A 20,013-nucleotide genomic window follows, 5' to 3' on the forward strand; every position below is an offset into this window, starting at 1 on the left:
GTCGCAAGGAGATTGTTGCATGACCACCAGCCCGCACGTTGAAGCCTTTTTCGATCCTGCCACGTTCACCGTCAGCTATGTCGTCCACGATCCGGCCACGCTGCACGCGGCGATCATCGATCCCGTGCTCGATTTCACCCCGCGCAACGCGCGCACCTCCACCGCTTCGGCCGATCGCCTGCTGGCTTATGTTTCGGAGCAGAGGCTTTCGTTGCAATGGCTGCTGGAAACCCATGCCCATGCCGATCACCTGTCCGCCGCGCACTATCTGCGCGGCAAGACCGGGGCACCGATCGTGATCGGCGCGCAGATCGTCGAGGTGCAGCGCACGTTCGCCGCGCTGTTCGAAGCGGACGATGTTCGCGCCGACGGCAGCCAGTTCGATCGGCTGGTCAGCGATGGCGATGTCCTGCCGCTGGGCGATAGCGCCATCCGGGTGCTGCACACGCCCGGGCACACGCCAGCGTGCGTCACGTATCTGATCGGCGATGCCGCTTTCGTGGGCGATACCCTGTTCATGCCCGACTACGGCACCGCGCGCACCGATTTCCCCGGTGGCAGCGCCGCCGATCTGTACCGCTCGATCCGCACCATCCTCGCCCTGCCGGATGCGACGCGGATCTTCGTCGGCCACGATTATCTTCCCGAAAGCCGGCAGGATTTCCGCTGGGAAACCACCGTGGCCGAACAGAACGCGGACAATGTCCATATCCATGACGGCGTGGCAGAGGACGATTTCGTCACCCTGCGCCGGACGCGCGACGCGGCGCTGGAAGCCCCGCTGCTGATCCTCCCGTCGCTGCAGGTCAACATCCGCGCCGGGGCGCTGCCGCCTGCGACCGCAGCGGGCCACGTGTATCTGCGGCTGCCGGTGGGCGCGATCTGATCATCTTCGTTGCGCCCGGCCGCATAAACCCCCGCCTTCCCTATCGCCTCTCTCGACAGGACGCGCCGCGCCGGGCAAGTCTGGTGGTGGCCGGCGCGTGCCCGGTGGGAGGACGACACGATGGAACGAGTTCGCAAACATGCGGCCATCCTTGCAGCCGGCATAGCGGCCTGCACACCCGCAGCCGCTCAGGCGCAGGCGGCCGGGCCGGTGCGCTCGGCGCAGGGCGACGTTTCGCTGACGATCTACAACGAGGATCTCGCGCTCGTTCAGGATACTCGCCAGCTTGCGCTTCCCGGCGGGCGCAGCCGTCAGGAATTTCCCGATGTCTCGGCCGCGATCCGGCCGGAAACGGTCACCCTTTCGGGCAACGGCACCGGGATCGTCGAACAGAATTTCGATTACGACCTGCTCTCGCCCGACAAGCTGCTCGACAAGGCGGTGGGGCAGACGGTCACCGTCGTGCGCACCAACCCCGCCACTGGCGCGGAAACCCGCGAACAGGCGCTGGTGCTGGCCAACAACGGCGGCACCATCATGCGGATCGGGGATCGCGTAGAGGTCCTGGAAAACTATGGCGCGCGCATCCTGTTTCCGGGCCTGCCACCCAACCTGCGTGCGCGCCCGACGCTGTCGGTCACCTTGCAGACCGCCAGCGCCGGCACCCGTCCGATCACCCTGAGCTATCTCACCCGCGGCATGGGCTGGCGGGCGGACTATGTCGCGCTGTTCGATGAAACGGCCGGCAAGATCGACATGCAAGGCTGGATCACGCTCAACAACAGCACCGGCACCAGCTTTCCCGATGCCAAGGTCCTGCTCGTCGCCGGCAAGCCGCAGCAGGCCGGGGACGATAACGGCTATGACAACTACTCCCGCCCGCAGCCGCGCAGCGTGCGCATGGTGCCCGGAACCCAGAGCGCCAATCGTGAGCAACTGAGCGATTTCTATGTCTACCCGATCAGCGCCGCCACCACCGTCGCCAATGCCCAGCAGAAGCAGGTGAGCTTCCTGGATGTGGCGGGATCGCCGGCATCGAAGGGCTATCAATACCGCAACGGCTGGTTGGGCCGGGCGGACGAGGGGCAGAGCGCGGACACCGTGCTCAACTTCTCCACCGCGCGCGATGCCGGGCTGGGCGATGCGCTGCCCGCCGGGGTGGTGCGCGTCTACATGCGCGACGCCCGGGGGCAGCCGCAGTTCATCGGCGAAAACCGGATCGATCACACGCCGATGGGCTCCACCCTGGCGATCAAGACCGGCGAGGCGTTCGACGTGAAGGTGCAGCCGACGGTCGAAAAGCGCGAGCGCATCACCACCGACGAATGGCAGCGCTCCTCGCGCTACCGCGTCACCGTGGACGGCAAGACGACCGAGGTGACGGTGGACGATTCGGTCACGCTGTGGCGCACGACGATGGCCTACAAGGTCACGAACGCGCGGCCGACGCCGGTGACGGTGGAGGTGGTGCAGGCCGGCCTTGATGGCTGGTGGCACGATACCCGCGTCCCATCGGAAACGATCAAGGGTACGCGGCGTTCTGCGGACGAACGGGTCTGGCAGGTGCCGGTCCCCGCGAACGGCGAAACGATGCTCACCGTCAGCTTCGACACCCGCTACTGAGGGCGCGCGCGTGCGGCTCTCCCTGGCGCTGGTCGCGCTTCTAACCCTCTTCGGTGAGCGGGCGGGGGCGCAAACCGCCGTGGTCACCTCGGCCGCGCCCGATGCGGTGGCGGTGACCATCTACCGCGCCCCGTCGCGCGCCGCCGATGCGGCGATGGATCTCGATTGGCTCGAAGGCTACGCGCTCATCACCGAGACCCGCACGGTCGACGTGCCGGCCGGCGAGGCGACGATCCGGTTCGAAGGCGTGGCCGGCGGGATGCTGCCCGAAACCGCGCTGGTCACCGGCCTGCCGCAAGGGGTGCGCGAGAAGAACCTCGACGCCGATCTCCTCTCCGCGCGCAGCCTGTTCGATCGCAACTGGGGCCGGCCGGTCATCCTGCGCCGCCACAAGGGCCGCGACGGCAAGGGGACGCAGACGGAAGAGCGCGCGGTGATCCGCTCGTCCGCCGACGGCGCGGCGATCGTGCAGACCCGCGACGGTATCGAGGTGGCCGATTGCGGCCGCAGGCTGACCGATCAGATCGTCTATCCCGAACTGCCGCCGGGCCTGTCGGCGCGCCCGACGCTGTCGGTCAGGACCGTTTCGGACAGCGCGCGGCGGGCCACGGTGAAGCTTTCGTACCTCGCCTGGGGGTTCGACTGGCAGACCAACTACACCATTCGCTACGATCCCGGCACCGGCAAGGCCGACATGCTCGCCTGGGTGACGCTCGCCAGCAGCGATCCCACGAGCTTCGTCGATGCCACCGCAGCGGTCGTCGGCGGCGAGGTCAATCGCGAGGGTTCGCGCGAGGATGCGGATCGGCCGGACGGCGAGCTGGTGCTGCAATGCTATCTCAAGCCGCAGGTGCCGCGCCCGGCTGGGATGTCGTTGCCTCCCCCGCCGCCAATGCCGATGGCGGTCTATGCCCCGGCCGCCGAGATCATCGTCACCGCCCAGCGTCGCTCGGAGAAGCTGATGGACGTGGCCACGGTGGTTCAGGAAGAAGGGCTGGGCGATCTCAAGCTCTACCGCGTGCCGGTGCCCACCACGGTCGCCTCCAACGCGCAGAAGCAGGTGGCGATGCACGATCTGCACGGCGTGAAATGGACCGTGCTGCATACCGCCACGCTGGACGGCGCGAGTGACGGCGCGGCCACCGGGCTGCTGCTGCGCACGAAGAACGCCGGGGAGAACGGGCTGGGCTTCGCGCTGCCGGGCGGGCCGGTGGCGCTGTTCGAGCCGCATGGCGCGGACATGCTGCTGGTGGGGCAGGGCGGCTTGGGCAATTACGCGATCGGGCAGGATGTCGAAGTATCCGTCGGCACTTCGCCGCAGGTGCGCATGCGGGTGGAAGAGCGGGCAGAGGGCGATCACTGGAAGGATTACGAAGCGATCGTGACCAATGCCAACCCCTGGCCGGTGCGGTTCGAAGGCACGGTGACCCAGTGGGACGGCCAGACGCTGGAGAATGTTTCTGCCAAACTGGGCCGCCGGAACGGCCGCGCGCAGTGGACGGTCACGGTCCCCGCCAACGGCGTAGCCCGCTTGCGCTATCGCCGGCGGGACGCGCCCTGACCGGTGCAATCCCCGCTATCCACAGCCCGCCCCTTGGCCCGAATCATCCGTCCCGGCTAAGGCCCCCGGTCTTGGCGCGCGGCGCCGATCCGATTTTGCGGGAGCATTGAAGACCCATGGCCGAAAACACCGACGATCGCCTGCGCCTCCTGATCGAGCGCGTCGAGCGCCTTGAGGAAGAGAAGAAGGGCGTCTCGGACGATATCCGCGACGTTTACAACGAGGCGAAGGCGGTCGGCTACGACGTCAAGATCATGCGCCAGATCGTGCGCCTGCGGAAGATGAAGCCGGACGACCGGCGCGAGCTGGACCTGCTGCTGGAAACCTACCGCAGCGCGCTCGGGCTGGACTGACCCGCGACTTGCCGGACGCCCTCCTCTCCAGCCCGGAGTGGTTTCCGGAGCGGATAGACTGGCGCAACGGGCTGATCCGGCTGCTGCGGGTCAGCCGCGATACCCTGCGGGACAGCGCGTTCCTCGATGGCCGGACGCCGTTGGCGGTGGGGGGCGCGGCGCAGGTGATCGAACTCGACCGGTTCGTCGCCGCCGTGCCGCCGGCCGCGCACAGCGTGGGGTGGATTTTCCACGAGGGGTTCTGCGGCTCGACCCTGCTGGGTCGCTTCCTGACGGTGGACGATCACGCCCTGTGCCTGCGCGAGCCGCAAGTGCTGGTCGATCTGGCGGACTGGAGCGCCGGACTGCCCGCCGGGGATGAGCCGGCCTTTGCCGCAGCGCTGCATGCCGTCGTCGCCAAGCTGGCGCAGCCGTGGCACGATGGCGAGCGGATCGCGATCAAGCCGAGCAACTGGGCCAACCCGATCGCCGCGCGGTTGCTGGCGGCGGTGCCGGGGTCGGCAGCGGTGCTGGCGCTGATCGATGCGGAACCGTTCATCGTCGCGGTCCTGCGCGGCGGGCGCGAGCGGATCGGTTTCGTGCTTGATCTGCAACGCCACCTCCTGCTCGCCCGGCCTGATCTCGGCGCACCCTTCGCCGATGTCCTCGCGCAGCCGCCCGGCGATCCCGCTTCGCTGCTGCGCCACCTTGCCGCTTCCCATGCCATCCAGCGCCGCCTGCTGGACGAACTCACCGTGTCCGACCGGCTCGACTTCCCGCACTGGCTCGCGACGCCGAACGATACCGCCCGGCACACCGCCGCCGCCCTCGGCCTGGCGATCCCGGGATCGGCGCTGGCGCGCCAGGTAGACCGCGCCTCGCGGACGCACAGCAAGGCCTCGCACGAAAGCTACGAACCGGACCGCGACGCCGACGCCAATGCCACGATCCTGCGCCTCCACGGCCCGGCCATTGCGCAGGCGATTGCTGAGGTTTCCGGCTGCTGACAATCTCGGGTCGCGGCGCAGTTGCCCTGCCGGGGCGCGCTGGTGTAAGGGCGCGCCAACCACATCAGATGAGCTGACAAGAAGCAGACCATGGCAGGCCATTCCAAGTTCAAGAACATCATGCATCGCAAGGGCGCGCAGGATAAGAAGCGCTCGGCGCAGTTCAGCAAGCTCAGCCGCGAAATCACCGTCGCCGCCAAGATGGGCATGCCCGATCCGGACATGAACCCGCGCCTGCGCGCCGCGGTCAATGCGGCCAAGGCGCAGTCGATGCCCAAGGACAATATCCAGCGCGCGATCGACAAGGCGTCCAAGGGCGATGCCGAGAATTACGAGGAAGTGCGCTACGAGGGCTATGGCCCCGGCGGCGTTGCCATCATCGTCGAGGCGCTGACTGACAACCGCAACCGCACCGCCACCAACGTGCGCACCGCCTTTGCCAAGAACGGCGGCAACCTGGGCGCATCGGGCGCGGTCAGCCACGGGTTCGAGCGGCTCGGCCTGATCGAATATCCCGGCAAGGCCGGCGACGAGGACAAGGTGCTCGAAGCCGCGATCGAAGCCGGCGCCGACGATGTCGAGAGCGATATGGGCGACGGCGACGAGAACCCCGGCCTGCACCAGATCTGGGTTTCGGTCGATTCGCTGCACGAGGTCGCCCGCGAGCTGGAAAAGGTGCTGGGCGAGGCCGAAGGGGTGAAGCTGGCGTGGAAGCCCAATCTGAAGGTCGATGTCGATGCCGATACCGCCGGCACGCTGATGAAGCTGGTCGATACCCTTGACGATGACGACGACGTCCAGACCGTCTGGGGCAACTACGAGATCTCGGACGAGGTCATGGAAAAGCTGGCCTGAATGCTGGGGCTGGCCGCGAAGGCGCTGCTGTCCGGCGCGCTGATCGTGGCCATTGCCGAGATCGGCAAGCGCCTGCCGGCATTGGCGGCGCTGGTCGCCTCGCTGCCGCTGGTTTCGGTGCTGGGCATGATCCTGCTGTGGCACGCCCGCCCGGATGCGGAGAACATGGCGGCGCATGCCGGGGCGACGTTCTGGTTCGTGCTGCCGTCGCTGCCGATGTTCCTGCTGATGCCGGTGCTGCTGCGGCATGGCGCGGGGTTCTGGCTGTCGCTGCTGGCGGGGTGCGCGCTGACCGTGGGGCTATACCTGCTGATGATCCATTTCGGCCCGCGCCTCGGGCTCAAGGTCTGATGCGGTGATCATCCTCGGCATCGATCCGGGCCTGACCTGCACCGGGTGGGGCATCGTCGCCAAGTCCGGCAGCCGCCTGTCGCACATCGCCAACGGCCAGATCCGCACCGATGCCAAGGCGGCGATGGCCGCGCGGCTGGTGGAACTGGACGCCGCGCTGACCGATGTCATCCTGCATCACCGGCCCGATGCCGGGGCGGTGGAAGAAGTGTTCGTCAACGTCAATCCGCAGTCCACGCTCAAGCTCGGGCAGGCGCGCGGCGTGGCCATGCTGTCAGTCGCGCGGGCCGGGCTGCCGGTGGCGGAATATCCCACCAAGGTCATCAAGAAGGCGCTGGTCGGCACCGGCGGCGCGCAGAAGGCGCAAGTGCAGGCGATGCTGATGGTGCTGCTGCCCGGCGTGAAGCTGGCGGGCGAGGACGCGGCCGATGCTCTGGCGGTGGCCGTGACCCACGCCAATATGCTGGGCAGCCACCACTAGGCGGATACGCGGCTTCGTGCAGCGTGCGCTTGATCAGCACCGCCGGAGAGTGGATCAGGTCACGCGCATGGCGCTTGCCGAGGTCAGTAAAAGACTTCGGCCTCATCCTCGGCAAAACCGGCCTTGTTGCGCAGCGCTCGTGCCCCGCGCAGCCCGTTGACCAGCATGACCATCAAGCCGATCGTGATCATGGTGCCGAAGATCGACACGGCCATGATCTTGGCGACGATCTCCAAAACCAGCAGCACCGCCACGACCATGCCGAGGATCAGCCCCTTGCCCGCGCGCAGGCGAAAGCCGGCGGCGATGCCGATCAGCGTTTGCAAGCCGATGCCGATCATTCCGCCGATGCCCTCCGGCGTCGTGAACCCGGCCGTCCCGCCGAAGATGACTATTCCCAGCACGCTCATCGCGGCGAATACGAAACACGCGACGCCGCCCATATGGACGGCACTTTCCGCGCCCATGCGCGTCGAAAGATCGATGTCGTAGAATGCCAAGTCCTGCCCCCTCGCGAAGATTATCGTGCCGCCGGCGGCAGAGTGTCATGGCCCATCGGAGATAGCAAGCGCTTGGCGGGAACCGGACCGGGGTGGCCGGGTTGATCGGGCATGGCCGATATAGACAGCACGTGGATGCGCAAGGCGCTGGCGATCGCGATCGCCGACAAGGGCACCGATCCCGCCAACACGCCGATTGCCGCGCTGGTGGTGCAGGATGGCCGCCTCGTCTCCTCGGGGGTGAACCGCACGGCGGAGTGCTGCGATGCCACCGCCCATGCCGAGATCGAGGCGCTGCGCGCGGCCGGGCATGCCACCGGGGCGATGCGGGTGGAGGGGGCGACGCTCTATTCCACCCTCCAGCCTTGCGGCATGTGCACGATGGCGGCGATCTGGGCGGGCGTCACGCGGATCGTCTATGGGGCGCGGCGGTCGGACGTGCACAAGATGTATTTCGAGGATCGCCACCTTTCGACGCTCGATTTCGTGGCGGATGCCTACAAGGACGATCTGACGCTGGAGGGCGGGGTGCTGGCCCCGGATTGCGCCCGGCTTTACTTTCGGCCGGGGGACGACGTGCCCGACGATATGCAGGCCAACACCTGAGCCGTCACATACCGATCCGCTGCAAGGTGGCCTGATAGCCGTATGTCCTGCCCGGGGTGCAGGTGCCGGGGCGGCGATAGAGGCAGGGGAAGCCGTGCGCGTCCGACTCGCATCGCTCCAGCCGGTATCCCGCCGGGCCCGCGCCCCGCGCCAGCAGCAGCGCGTTGGCGGCGCGGGTGACGGCGGGGGGCATCGCGGTCCTGCCGGTCATCACACCTTCGGGGATCAACAACAGCGGGCGTGGGGTGGAGAGCAGCGCGGGCACGAGCTGGCTCTTGTACTCGAACGGGAAGGCGATGGCGCAGGTGCGCGGATCACGCGTGGCGTTATCCGCGAGCCGCGCTACCGCACCGCCGCCGCGATAGGCTCCCGCTCCCCCGGTGACCTGCGCCGACCACACTGACAGCAGCGCCCAGCCAAGGCAGACCAGCGCCGCCTGCGGCAGCCCGGCGGGACGGCCGCCGCGCGCCCGCTCGATCAGCCACACCGTCCCGGTCGCCGCCAGCACCAAGAGGCACAGGGTGGTCAGCCAGACGAAGCGGTATTCCTTGTGGCCGATCAGGCTGTGGACCAGCAGGTTCGCCAGCGCCGCCCACAGCAGCGGCCACAACCGCGCCGGGGCGCACAGCGCGGCCAGTCCGATCGCCAGACCCACCGGGGCCAGATGCGTGTTCAGCATCGTCAGGTAAGCATCGGCGGGCAGGGTGCCGAAGCGGGCGGCGATGCCTGCGCCAAGGTTGAGCCGCACGGTCACCACCGCCCAGCCGTAAGGGACTGCCCCGGCCGCCAGATCGCTCAAGGCACCCAGCACCACGGCCAGCACTGCTCCGCCCAGCACGGGCACCCAGCGCGCCCGGTCCGCCCGCAGCGCGGTCAGCGCCAGCACGGCAGCAGCGGGGGCGTATTGCAGCCGCACCAGCACCGCCAGCCCCAGCAGCAGGCCCGCCCCCGCCAGCCGGGCGCGGCGCGGTTCGGGATCGAGCAGCAGCGCGGCGCCTGCCAGCACCAGCGCCGCGCCCAGGCTTTCGGACAGCAGCAACTGGCTGAACAGGGCGCTTTCCCACCACAGCGACACGACGGCCAGCGCCGCCAGCCCCGCGCCGCGCGAATGGTACGATCCGATCCGCCACGCGGCGGGCAGGGCGATCAGCGTGAGCAGCAGGAACGTGGCCCGGGCAAGGCCGACGGCCAGCAGCGTGCCCGGGGCGATGGCGTGGCCGAGCCAGACCGGCCCCGCCAGCAGTTGCGGGATCAGCGCATTGCGCAGGCCCGCCCGGCTTTCCCAGGGGATCAGCCCCTGACCGGTGACGATCCGGTTCGCCTGTTCGAGATACTGCATCAGCTCGTCGGAATAGCCGATGTCGGTCAGGCTGAACTGCCAGGCGCGCAGGGCCAGCCCGGCCAGCACGACAGTTATCGCCAGTGCCGGCCAGCCAAGCCGTTCGTGTCGCGCGTTGCCCGGTGCCCCCTGCATCGCCTTGTCTTAGGGCGAGTTGGCCGCAGGTCAAAATGCGCAAGTGCGCAAAAATCGGCCGCTTGCCCCTTGCCGCGCGACTCATCACCGTGCCATAGGAACAAACCATGATCGCCAAGCTCACCGGCCTGCTCGACGATACCGGTCCTGACTGGGCGGTGATCGACGTCAATGGGGTGGGCTATCTGGTGTTCTGCTCGGCCCGAACGCTCTCGCACCTCGGCATCCGGGGCGATCGGGTGGTGGTCCACACCGAAATGCAGGTGAGCGAGACGGACCAGCGCCTGATCGGCTTCGCCAGCGCGGCGGAGCGCAACTGGTTCCGCCTGCTGACCGCGATCCAGGGCGTGGGCAGCAAGGTGGCGCTGGCGATCCTCTCGGCGCTGACCACGGAGGAACTGCAAACCGCCTGCGCGCGTGGCGATGCCGCCATGGTCGCGCGGGCGAACGGGGTAGGGCCGAAACTCGCCAGCCGCATCGTCAACGAACTGAAGGACAAGGCCGGCGGCATGCCGACCGCGCCGGGCCTGCCGGGCACGATGGCGGTGGCGTCACCCGGATCGGCCAGCGCGGATGCGGTGTCGGCGCTGCAGAACCTTGGTTTCAAGCCGGCGGTGGCCGCCAGTGCCGTCGCTCACGCCGAAGCCGAACTGGGCGAAGGCGCGGGTTTGAACGATCTGGTGCGGGTGGCGTTGAAGAAGGCGGCGGGGTGATGCTCAAATTCCCGGGTGTCGCCATGGGACTGGTTCTGCTTTGTTGCGCCCCCGCCGGCTACGCATCGCGGCTTGAGAAATCGAACGTCTCCAGCTTCCCCGAAGACATGGCCCGGGATGATAGCCTGATGCGTATCGCGGGCGAAAATCCATTGTGGGTTGCGAACGGGCTTGGGCCGTATGTTTCGCGCTGGCGCATGGAAATATCGGGCATAAAGCGAGATAAGCTCATTATCCGGTTGGATGAGCATTCGTCCGGTAAAGTCTCCGGAACCTACATCCGGATTTACAAAAGCAATCGCGCGTTGCGGTTACGCGAGAAAAGAGGATTTGCCATTTCGCGCCCGGCATTTGAGGCGTTGAAATCCGAGGCCGCGCAAAAAGGAATTCTGAACCTGCCTCGTCAGGGCTGGGAGCTTAGTTCCGACCCGGAGACCATCTGTATGGATGGCGAGGACGTTCTCATCGAGCGGGTGGATGCACGGGGGTATTACGCTACCGGAGGCAATAGTTGGTGCAGTGCGCCAGCATACTTTTTAGAATTCGCTGCCCGGATAATTCGCTTGTCCGGTGGGTTCGGCCTTTCCTTGCTGGTATACGCAGAAGATGACCGATAACCCCATCCTCACCTCTTCCCGCCAGCCTGAAGACGCTGACGCGGCGCTTCGGCCCAAGACTTTGGCGGAATTCGTCGGGCAGGCGGCGGCCAAGGACAACCTGCGGGTGTTCATCGAAAGCGCGCGGTCGCGGCGCGAGGCGATGGATCATGTGCTGTTCTTCGGCCCGCCGGGGCTTGGCAAGACCACGCTGGCGCAGATCGTCGCGCGCGAGCTGGGCGTGGGCTTTCGCGCCACCAGCGGTCCGGTGATCGCCAAGGCCGGCGATCTGGCCGCGCTGCTGACCAATCTGGAACACGGCGATGTCCTGTTCATCGACGAGATCCACCGCCTCAATCCGGTGGTGGAGGAAGTGCTCTATCCGGCGATGGAGGATCGGGCGCTCGATCTCATCATCGGCGAAGGGCCTTCGGCGCGATCGGTGCGGATCGACCTGCCGCCGTTCACCCTGATCGGGGCGACCACCCGCCAGGGGCTGTTGCAGACCCCGCTGCGCGATCGGTTCGGCATTCCGGTACGGTTGCAGTTCTATTCGGTGGACGAGCTGGAGAAGGTCGTCACGCGCGGGGCGGGGCTGCTCGGCGTCGGCATCGACAAGGGCGGGGCGACCGAGATTGCCCGGCGTGCGCGCGGCACGCCGCGCGTGGCGGGGCGGCTGATGCGCCGGGTGCGCGATTTCGCGCATGTCGCGGGATCGGACACCATCACCCGCGCCATCGCCGACGATTCGCTGACCCGCCTGGAGGTGGACGCGATCGGCCTTGATGCGCAGGATCGCCGTTATCTCAGGATGATAGCGGAGATCTACAAAGGCGGGCCGGTGGGCGTGGAAACGCTGGCGGCGGGCCTGTCCGAACCGCGCGACACGATCGAGGAAGTGATCGAACCCTACCTCATCCAGCTTGGCCTGGTGGCGCGCACGGCGCGGGGGCGGTGCCTGAACGATGGCGGCTGGAAGCATCTCGGCATGGTCCCGCCAGCGAGCCCGGCACCCTTCGGACAGGGCGGCCTGTTCGATTCGCCGGCATCCGACGGGGACTGACCTTCGCGGCCGATATCGCGTCGCGAGCGTCGGGCAGCTTTACAAGCCATGGGTGCGGCAGTCCCGATGTGGAACAGGTTGGGTGGCAACCCTGTAAGTTGATCGCTTTTCCCGCATCGGGACGGACGATTCACAGTTAACGCCGTTGTCCCGTTAACCGGAAACTGCGTTGTTTGTGTCAGATGGAAGGCGCGAAAGGTCTTTGGGCTCAATCCCTTGGCATTTCGAAGCGTCCTTCCGGGACGTAAACAAAGAAAGCAACGCGTATGTCGGTTCGGATGGCCCTTGCGAAATTGTCTGCCTGCGCGGCGGGCTGCGCAATCATTGGCGGCGGTGCCGTTCACGTGGCGGAAAAGCCGTCCAAGGACGTGCAGTACCGCAAGGTGAAGATGGTCAAGGCCGAAGCCCCGGTCAGGACCGTCAAGCGCGTGGTCCACAAGGACAAGCCGCGGATGGTCAAGCGCGTGCGCAAGATCGTCAAGCGCACCTGCTGCGAAGCGCCGCAGATGGCGATGGTGCCGCTGCCCGCACCCTATATCCCGCCTGCTCCGCCGGAAATGCCTTCGGGCGGCGGCGGCGCGGTGCCGGTGATCATCGGCGGTGGCGGCATGGGCGGCTTCGGCGGCGGCTTCTTTGGGGGCTTCTTCGGCGGCGGTGGCGGGTCCAGCGGCGGCAACGTGGTGATCAGCTCCACGTCGAGCGGCGGCTCCACCTCGTCGTCCAGCTCGTCGGGCGGGCTGACCAGCACCACCACCGGCGGGTCCACCTCGACCTCGACCGGTGGGCTGACCTCGACCACCACCACCGGCGGCATCTCGACCTCGACCTCGACCAGCTCGGGTAACGTCTCGACGTCGTCGGGCAATGTTTCCACCAGTTCGGGCAACGTCTCGACCAGTTCGGGCAACGTATCGACCAGTTCGGGTAACGTCTCCACCTCGTCGAGCACTTCGACCTCCTCGGGCAACGTCTCGACGTCCAGCTCGACCAGTTCCTCCACCTCGTCGTCGACCTCTTCCTCGACCTCGTCGAGCACGTCGTCGTCCACCTCCAGCTCCACCAGCTCATCCACGTCGTCGAGCACCTCGGGCGGGAACACGACGACGACCACGTCGACCTCCAGCGGCACGGACGTTCCCGCACCGCCGATGCTGATCCTGTTCGGCGCGGCGGCTGCCACCATCGTCGGTCGCCGCCGGGCCGCGAAGAAGGCCTGAGGCATTCGGTCATAGATCCCCCGCGGGGATCGGCCTGAAGGGCGGCGTCGGGGGGCGTCGCCCTTTTTCGTGGGCGGCGCGACCTTAAAGCATGGCGGGTATAATCAGCCCCAGAAGTTCCGTTCGTGTCGAGCGAAGTCGAGACATGCTTGCCCTGCGCTTACGTATCTCGACTTCGCTCGATACGAACGGAGGTCGATTCTGATTTCAAGCGCGTGGTGTTAGTCTCGCGTGGCGAACCCAGCGTCTAACACTCACCCAAACGAAAACCCCGCCCGGCTCGCACCGGACGGGGTTTTCGCGATGTCGGGCCTTTCGCTTACGCGGCGAGCTTGCGCAGCACGTATTGCAGGATGCCACCGTTCATGAAGTATTCGACTTCGTTGGCGGTATCGATCCGGCACAGCGCGGTGAAGGTGAAGGTCGAACCGTCGGCCCTGGTCACTTCGACTTCGACGTCCTGGCGCGGCTTGAGGTCGGCGACGCCCTTGATGGTGAAGCTGCAATCGCCGTCCAGCCCGAGCGAGGTGCGAGTATCGCCATCCTTGAACTGCAGCGGCAGCACGCCCATGCCGACGAGGTTCGAGCGGTGGATACGCTCGAAGCTTTCGACGATGACCACGCGCACGCCCAGGAGGTTGGTGCCCTTGGCCGCCCAGTCACGGCTGGAGCCGGTGCCGTATTCCTTGCCGGCGATCACGACCATCGGCGTGCCTTCGGCTTTGTGCTTCATGGCAACGTCGTAGACCGCGCCGACATCGGTGCCGAAGCGGCTCATGCCGCCTTCGATGCCGGGGACCATCTCGTTCTTGATGCGGATGTTGGCGAAGGTGCCGCGCATCATCACTTCGTGGTGGCCGCGGCGCGCGCCGTAGGAGTTGAAGTCCGACTTGGAAACCTGATGCTCCATCAGCCACTGGCCTGCCGGGCTGTCGGCCTTGATCGAACCGGCCGGGCTGATGTGGTCGGTGGTGATCGAATCGCCCAGGATCAGCAGCGGCTTGGCTTCGATGATGTCCGAAACCGGAGCCGGGGTCATCTCCATGCCCTCGAAATACGGGGGGTTGGCGACGTAGGTCGAACCGGCGCGCCAGGTGTAGGTTTCCGAACCGACGACGTCGATCGCCTGCCAGTGCGCGTCGCCCTTGTAGACATCGGCGTAGCGGGCCTGGAACATGGCGCGGTCCATGCAGGTCGCCATGGTCGAGGCGACTTCGAGGTTGGTCGGCCAGATGTCCTTGAGGAACACGTCCTGGCCGGCCTTTGCCCCAGTGGTCGCAACGCCGATCGGGGTGGTGGTGAAATCCTCGACCACGGTGCCCTTGAGCGCATAGGCGACCACCAGCGGCGGCGAGGCGAGGAAGTTGGCGCGCACGTCGGGCGAGACGCGGCCTTCGAAGTTGCGGTTGCCCGAGATCACGGCGGCGGCGACGAGGCCGTTTTCGTTGATTGCCTTGCTGATCGGTTCGGCGAGCGGGCCCGAGTTGCCGATGCAGGTGGTGCAGCCATAGCCGACCAGGTTGAAGCCGATGTTGTCGAGGTGCGACTGGAGGCCGGCCTTGTTGAGGTAGTCGGTAACGACCTGCGAGCCGGGGGCCAGCGAGGTCTTGACCCAGGGCTTGGGCTTGAGGCCCAGCTCGTCGGCCTTCTTGGCGACGAGCCCGGCGGCGACCAGGACGCCCGGGTTGCTGGTGTTGGTGCAGCTCGTGATGGCGGCGATCATTACGTCGCCATCGCCGATGTCGAAGTCCTTGCCTTCGACGGCGACGCGCGCGGGGGCCTTCTTGTAGGTCTGGGCCATGTCCGAATTGAACACGTCATCGACCTCGGGCAGCGATACCCAGTCCTGCGGGCGCTTGGGGCCGGCGAGCGAGGGGACGACAGTGCCGAGGTCCAGTTCCAGCGTGCTGGAGAACACCGGATCGGCGGCCCCCGGCTCCATCCAGAAGCCCTGTTCCTTGGCATAGGCTTCGACGAGCGCGATCTGGTCTTCCTCGCGCCCGGTCAGGCGCAGGTAATCGAGCGTCTTGTCATCGATGCCGAAGAAGCCGCAGGTCGCGCCGTATTCCGGGGCCATGTTGGCCAGCGTCGCGCGATCCGCCAGGGTGAGGCCGGCAAGGCCGGGGCCGTAGTATTCGACGAAGCGGCCGACCACGCCGTGCTTGCGCAGCATGGAGGTGCACGTCAGCACGAGGTCGGTGGCGGTGACGCCTTCCTTCAGCTCGCCGGTGAACTTGAAGCCGACGACTTCGGGGATCAGCATCGAGACCGGCTGGCCCAGCATCGCGGCTTCCGCCTCGATGCCGCCCACGCCCCAGCCCAGCACGCCCAGGCCATTGACCATGGTGGTGTGGCTGTCGGTGCCGACGCAGGTGTCGAAATAGGCGACGGTTTCGCCGTTCTGGTCCTTGCTGGTCCACACCGACTGGGCGATGTTTTCCAGGTTCACCTGGTGGCAGATGCCGGTGCCGGGGGGCACGGCATAGAAGTTGTTGAGCGACTTCGAACCCCACTTGAGGAAGTCATAGCGCTCCATGTTGCGCTGGTATTCGATCTCGACGTTTTCCTCAAAGGCCTTGGGGTGGCCGAATTCATCGACCATGACCGAGTGGTCGATCACGAGGTTGACTGGGACCAGCGGGTTGATCTTGGTGGTATCGCCGCCCAGCTTGGCGATCGCATCGCGCATGGCGGCCAGATCGACCACGCAGGGCACGCCGGTGAAATCCTGGAGCAGAACGCGGGCCGGGCGGTACTGGATTTCCTCCCCGGTGGTGGGGTTCTTCTGCCAGTCGGCAATGGCCTGGACGTCGGCGGTGGAGACGGTGAAGCCGCCATCCTCGAAGCGCAGCAGGTTTTCGAGCAGAACCTTCATCGAGAAAGGCAGGCGCGAAACGTCGCCGATCTTTTCGGCCGCCTTCTTGAGCGAGTAATAGGCATACGGCTTGCCGCCTACGCTCATGGTGCTGCGAGTGCCGAGCGTGTCCTGTCCGACCTGGGTCATGTGGGCGTGTTTCCCCTATGGTTGTTATGCCTGCGCCGGCGGCGCGGCGGGCGTTTTTGAACCGCGCCGTGCTGCATCGCGATAAGCGGATTCGTCGGCCCCGCCGATGCGCGCATAGGCGCGTCAGGTCAAGGGGGTGGACGTTGCCCATAGGTGCGAAAAGGGCATGTTTTCGATCGCGGGAGGCCATTTCGGCATTGCTAAAATGATAACACTTCGCAATCGCAACAATCGGTGCCAACCGATCACTCGCGGTGCCGGTGCACCGCCATCCAGCAGCCCGCCATCACCAGCGCCGCTCCCGCCAGCGTTGTCGGCGTGAGCGGTTCGGCAAAGAACAGCCAGCCGAACAGCGCGGCCCATAAAAATCCGCTGTATTCGATGGGCACCAGCACCTGCGCTTCGGCGCGGGCATAGCCCCAGGCCAGGAGCAGCAGGGAAAGGGTGGCCAGCACGGCGGCCAGCACGATCATGCCGGCCGTCGCGAGACCGACGGGCCGCAACAGCCACGGCGCGGCCGGGGTCAGCACCAGCGCCACCAGCAGGCTCTGGAACAGGGCGATCTCGATCGGCCGCGCCAGTTGCGCCTGCTTGCGTTGCAGAACCAGGTTGAACGCATAGAACACCGCCGAAAGCAGGATCGCGGCGATGCCAAGCGCCGTATCGCGGGTGATGCCGCCCAGTTGGAAGCGCCCGGCCGCGATCACCGCCACGCCCAGCAGGCCAAGGACGGAGGCCTTGACCGCGCGGGCGCGGATGCGTTCGCCCAGCATCAGCGCCGCGATGTACAGCGCCAGGACCGGCGCGATGAAGGAAATGGCGAGGCCCTCTGCCAGCGGGATGCGCACCAGCCCGTAAAAGAACAGCGCGGCCATGATCGCGGTCACCACCGCGCGCTGGCAATGGACGGCAAGCCCTTGCCGCGAAGGACGCGGGCTGCCGTTGGCCAGCCACAGCGGGCAGGAGATGACTGCGCCGCAGACATTGCGCAGCAGCAGCGGCGTGAACACGCCGGCGGCGAGCGCCGCGCCTTTCATGGCCGCATCCATGGCGCTGAACGTGGCGATCCCGGCCAGCGTGGACAGCGCGGGAAACCATGAGGCGGGAAGGACTTGCGGACGGTCGGGCATGATTGCTCCCGGTGTCGGCCACCCGGGCGCGGTGCGCAAGGGGCGAAGCGCCGATGGCAAATCGCGGCCAAGTGCCGGGTTGTGCCCACTCAATTCATCGCAGCGACAGCACGAACGCTTGATGACGGGCATGGAGCGGGGCTAAGCGTGATGGCGTGCACTGCCGATTGCCCGGCTTGATCGGGCACTCCCGGGCGCGATGGCCTGGCCTCGGGAGCTTTTTCAGGAAGTTCGACGATGCGGCCGCGATGCCCGGACACGGCAACAGGTAGTTCAGCGGGATGAACAGATGACGGTTTCGAAGCGGTTGAAGGTTGGGGGCATGGCGCGCACGGCGGCGCTCGGGATGAGCGCGATCCCGCTGGGCATGGTCGCGATGGGCTTGCCGGCCAGCCCGGCATGGGCCCAGGCCGCCGGTACCGACGCCGCGCAGCCCGCGCCCGCCGCCACTCCCGCTCCGGCCAAACCGGCCCGGCGCCCGATCGGTGATCCGATCGGCGATATCACTCGCTCCGGTCCCGCTCCGGCTCCGTCCGCGTCGGCCACTCCGGCGCCGGTTGCCGCACCCGGCACGGTGCCGCCGCTACCGGCCGCCCCGCCTTCGGTCGCGCCGGTCGGCATGGCGGCCAGCGCGCCGGTCACCCCGGTGGAAGTGCCGATCACCGAACCGGTCATGGCTTGGACGCTCGACGATGCCCGCGCGCTGCTGTCGACCATCGAATTCATCGGCAAGGAAGGACTGCTGCCGGCCGACTACAAGCCGGCCGCGTTGCGCCAGGCGATCGCGGTGGGCGAAGGGCCGGCGCTGGACGAACTGGCCAGCCGCCTGTGCGGCTGGCTGATCGAGGATTTGCGCGATGGCCGCACGCCGGTGCCGGCGCGGGTCCAGTGGTTCGCCATCGATCCCGATCGCGATGCCATGCCGACCGACCAGATCATGGCCGAAACCCTCGCCAGCCACGATTTCGCCGGGCTCCCCCTGCGTCTCGCGCCGACGCACCCCGATTATGTCGCGCTCAAGGAGAAGCTGGCGCAGACGCCGCGAGCCAATGCCGCGCAGATCGCGCTGATCCGCACCAACATGGACCGCTGGCGCTGGCTGCCGCAGGACCTTGGCAAGGCCTACATGTTCAGCAACGTACCCGAGTTTCAGGTCCGGCTGACGGTCCACAACATGACCAAGGGCACCTGGTGGAACTGGACCAGCGCCACCGTGGTCGGCAAGCCGGGGAAGACGGCGACGCCGCAGCTTGCGGAAACGGTCAAGGCGGTGGTGTTCAACCCGACCTGGACGGTGCCGCAGTCGATCGTCGTCGGCGAAGGGCTGGGCGCGAAAGTCATGGGCAATCCGCGCTGGGCCGCCGCCAACGGCTACAAGGGCACCCGCTCGGCAGACGGCACGATCACCGTGGTCCAGCAGCCGGGGCCGAACAACGCGCTGGGGATGATGAAGATCGACATGCCCAACCCGCATGCGATCTATTTCCATGACACGCCCGCCAAGGAATTCTTCAAGGCCGAAGTGCGCGCCTTCAGTCACGGCTGCGTGCGCACCGAAAAGGCGGTCGAGCTGGGGATGCTGATCTCCATGCTGGGGGCGGGCGTGAAGACCGAGGATGCCCGCGCGATGCACCAGTCCGGGGTCTATACCAAGGTGCCGCTGACCAAGACCTTCCCGGTCTACATCACCTATTTTACCATTGCCGCACCGATCGATCAGACGACCGGGCAGTTCGGCCCGCTGGCCAAGTTTGCCGACATCTACGGCCGCGACAAGCCGGTGATCGACAGCTTCGCCGCGCCGCGCCAGCTCAAGACCACCCAACGCGCGAGCGACGAGGCGGTGATCCAGTTGGACAACCCGCTCTAGAGTCGTATTACGTCACCTTGCGGCTCCCCTCCCCGGCGGGGAGGGGCTGGGGGAGGGGGNNNTCGTGGTACACCCCCCTCCCAACCTCCCCCCTGAAGGGTGGAGGAGCAAGCGGTGCAATCAAACGTCATCACGCCCTAGTGTGATGGAACCGAAGTTCGTCTCGTTACGTCACCCCGGGCTTGACCCGGGTGTGGATTCACATCCGAAGTGCAACGGGTTGAAGGTTTCGGCTGGAGTTTTGAAGCCGAGGCATTTTCTGGGGGTGTTGTTGTAGTTGGCGAGGATCGCATCGAGTTGCTGTGGTGGCAACGCTAAGGGGTCGATTTTTGTGGGCAGAGTGCGCCTGAGACGGCCGATGGCGTTTTCGATGCCACCCTTTTGCCACGGGGCTCGCGGATCGCAGAATTAGGTGTTGATGCCGAGTTGGCTGGCGAGCTGATGGTGGCGGGTAAACTCGGCGCCGTTGTCGAAAGTGATGGACTGGCGCAGTTCCGGCGCGAGTGGTTTCAACAGGTTGGCGAGGCAGTCGGCGACGGTTTGGGCCTTGAGGCGGGGCTGGGGGACGGCCAGGGCGATCCGCGAGTGACGCTCGTGAGCGATCAGGAACGCGGGGCCTGGTGTACGCAAGAGCATGCAGTCGGCTTCCCAGTGGCCTGGGATCTGGCGTGATGCGATGTCCTTGGGGCGATCGTGGATCGAGCATTTTCCGTTCGTTCTTGGCCATCCGCCCTTGGTGCGCCA

General features: G+C 66.8%; 18 protein-coding genes and 1 pseudogene. 13 read left to right on the top strand and 6 right to left on the bottom strand.

Annotation, left to right across the window (positions count from 1 at the left end; genetic code table 11):
* The first annotated feature begins 19 nt into the window (after positions 1-19).
* The 8 genes from IE122_RS01950 (at position 20) to ruvC (ending at position 7,096) form a co-directional block, all read left to right on the top strand.
* Positions 20-886, top strand: a complete 867-nt coding sequence (locus IE122_RS01950; protein WP_189619397.1) for an MBL fold metallo-hydrolase — start codon at positions 20-22, stop codon at positions 884-886.
* Between the two features lie 120 nt (positions 887-1,006).
* Positions 1,007-2,509: a DUF4139 domain-containing protein gene (locus IE122_RS01955; protein ID WP_189619398.1), complete on the top strand. Its 1,503-nt coding sequence runs from the start codon at positions 1,007-1,009 to the stop codon at positions 2,507-2,509.
* Positions 2,510-2,519: 10 nt separating this feature from the next.
* Entirely contained in the window at positions 2,520-4,070 is a 1,551-nt protein-coding gene (locus IE122_RS01960) for a DUF4139 domain-containing protein (protein ID WP_189619399.1), read from the top strand.
* 116 nt (positions 4,071-4,186) lie between these two features.
* Complete coding sequence (locus IE122_RS01965; protein WP_189619400.1) at positions 4,187-4,423, top strand: DUF2312 domain-containing protein; 237 nt, start codon at positions 4,187-4,189, stop codon at positions 4,421-4,423.
* Positions 4,424-4,431: 8 nt separating this feature from the next.
* Positions 4,432-5,409 (top strand): hypothetical protein, encoded by a 978-nt coding sequence (locus IE122_RS01970; protein ID WP_189619401.1) that lies wholly within the window; start codon positions 4,432-4,434, stop codon positions 5,407-5,409.
* Between the two features lie 90 nt (positions 5,410-5,499).
* On the top strand, positions 5,500-6,264 hold the full coding sequence (locus tag IE122_RS01975) for a YebC/PmpR family DNA-binding transcriptional regulator (protein ID WP_189619402.1): 765 nt from the start codon (positions 5,500-5,502) through the stop codon (positions 6,262-6,264).
* Entirely contained in the window at positions 6,265-6,615 is a 351-nt protein-coding gene (locus IE122_RS01980) for a DUF3147 family protein (protein ID WP_189619403.1), read from the top strand.
* A 4-nt stretch (positions 6,616-6,619) separates the two neighbouring features.
* Complete coding sequence (gene ruvC / locus IE122_RS01985; protein WP_189619404.1) at positions 6,620-7,096, top strand: crossover junction endodeoxyribonuclease RuvC; 477 nt, start codon at positions 6,620-6,622, stop codon at positions 7,094-7,096.
* 83 nt (positions 7,097-7,179) lie between these two features.
* Here ruvC and IE122_RS01990 read toward each other — a convergent pair whose 3' ends face one another.
* Positions 7,180-7,596, bottom strand: a complete 417-nt coding sequence (locus IE122_RS01990) for a hypothetical protein (protein WP_189619405.1) — start codon at positions 7,594-7,596, stop codon at positions 7,180-7,182.
* A 111-nt stretch (positions 7,597-7,707) separates the two neighbouring features.
* Between IE122_RS01990 and IE122_RS01995 the strand changes: the two genes are divergently transcribed.
* Entirely contained in the window at positions 7,708-8,202 is a 495-nt protein-coding gene (locus IE122_RS01995; protein WP_229813633.1) for a nucleoside deaminase, read from the top strand.
* Positions 8,203-8,206: 4 nt separating this feature from the next.
* Here IE122_RS01995 and IE122_RS02000 read toward each other — a convergent pair whose 3' ends face one another.
* Entirely contained in the window at positions 8,207-9,676 is a 1,470-nt protein-coding gene (locus tag IE122_RS02000; RefSeq protein ID WP_189619406.1) for a glycosyltransferase family protein, read from the bottom strand.
* Between the two features lie 107 nt (positions 9,677-9,783).
* On the opposite strand from IE122_RS02000, the gene ruvA reads away from it, so the two are divergent.
* From ruvA to ruvB, 3 genes are read left to right on the top strand one after another with little or no spacing between them, the layout of a single operon-like run.
* Positions 9,784-10,389, top strand: coding sequence for a Holliday junction branch migration protein RuvA (gene ruvA, locus IE122_RS02005; RefSeq protein ID WP_189619407.1), 606 nt, complete (start codon positions 9,784-9,786; stop codon positions 10,387-10,389).
* The gene (locus IE122_RS02010) at positions 10,389-11,006 is read left to right on the top strand and encodes a hypothetical protein (protein WP_189619408.1); all 618 of its coding nucleotides are present in this window, start codon (positions 10,389-10,391) and stop codon (positions 11,004-11,006) included. The genes ruvA and IE122_RS02010 overlap by 1 nt, the downstream gene beginning before the upstream one ends.
* On the top strand, positions 10,996-12,048 hold the full coding sequence (gene ruvB / locus IE122_RS02015; RefSeq protein WP_189619409.1) for a Holliday junction branch migration DNA helicase RuvB: 1,053 nt from the start codon (positions 10,996-10,998) through the stop codon (positions 12,046-12,048). Before IE122_RS02010 ends, ruvB begins: the two co-directional genes overlap by 11 nt.
* 532 nt (positions 12,049-12,580) lie before the next feature.
* Here the strand turns inward: ruvB and IE122_RS02020 are convergent.
* The 3 genes from IE122_RS02020 to IE122_RS02030 form a co-directional block, all read right to left on the bottom strand.
* On the bottom strand, positions 12,581-13,270 hold the full coding sequence (locus IE122_RS02020) for a hypothetical protein (RefSeq protein WP_189619410.1): 690 nt from the start codon (positions 13,268-13,270) through the stop codon (positions 12,581-12,583).
* 314 nt (positions 13,271-13,584) lie between these two features.
* The gene (acnA, locus tag IE122_RS02025) at positions 13,585-16,269 is read right to left on the bottom strand and encodes an aconitate hydratase AcnA (protein ID WP_189619411.1); all 2,685 of its coding nucleotides are present in this window, start codon (positions 16,267-16,269) and stop codon (positions 13,585-13,587) included.
* Positions 16,270-16,514: 245 nt separating this feature from the next.
* Complete coding sequence (locus IE122_RS02030; RefSeq protein WP_189619412.1) at positions 16,515-17,399, bottom strand: DMT family transporter; 885 nt, start codon at positions 17,397-17,399, stop codon at positions 16,515-16,517.
* A 289-nt stretch (positions 17,400-17,688) separates the two neighbouring features.
* Between IE122_RS02030 and IE122_RS02035 the strand changes: the two genes are divergently transcribed.
* A complete protein-coding gene (locus IE122_RS02035; protein ID WP_189619413.1) occupies positions 17,689-19,269 on the top strand; it encodes a L,D-transpeptidase family protein in 1,581 nt (526 codons plus the stop codon).
* Positions 19,270-19,440: 171 nt separating this feature from the next.
* Here the strand turns inward: IE122_RS02035 and IE122_RS18615 are convergent.
* A pseudogene (locus IE122_RS18615) lies at positions 19,441-20,013 on the bottom strand (IS30 family transposase); the annotation flags it as partial.

Origin of the sequence: Novosphingobium colocasiae (assembly GCF_014652555.1) — a bacterium.
GTDB lineage: Bacteria > Pseudomonadota > Alphaproteobacteria > Sphingomonadales > Sphingomonadaceae > Novosphingobium > Novosphingobium colocasiae.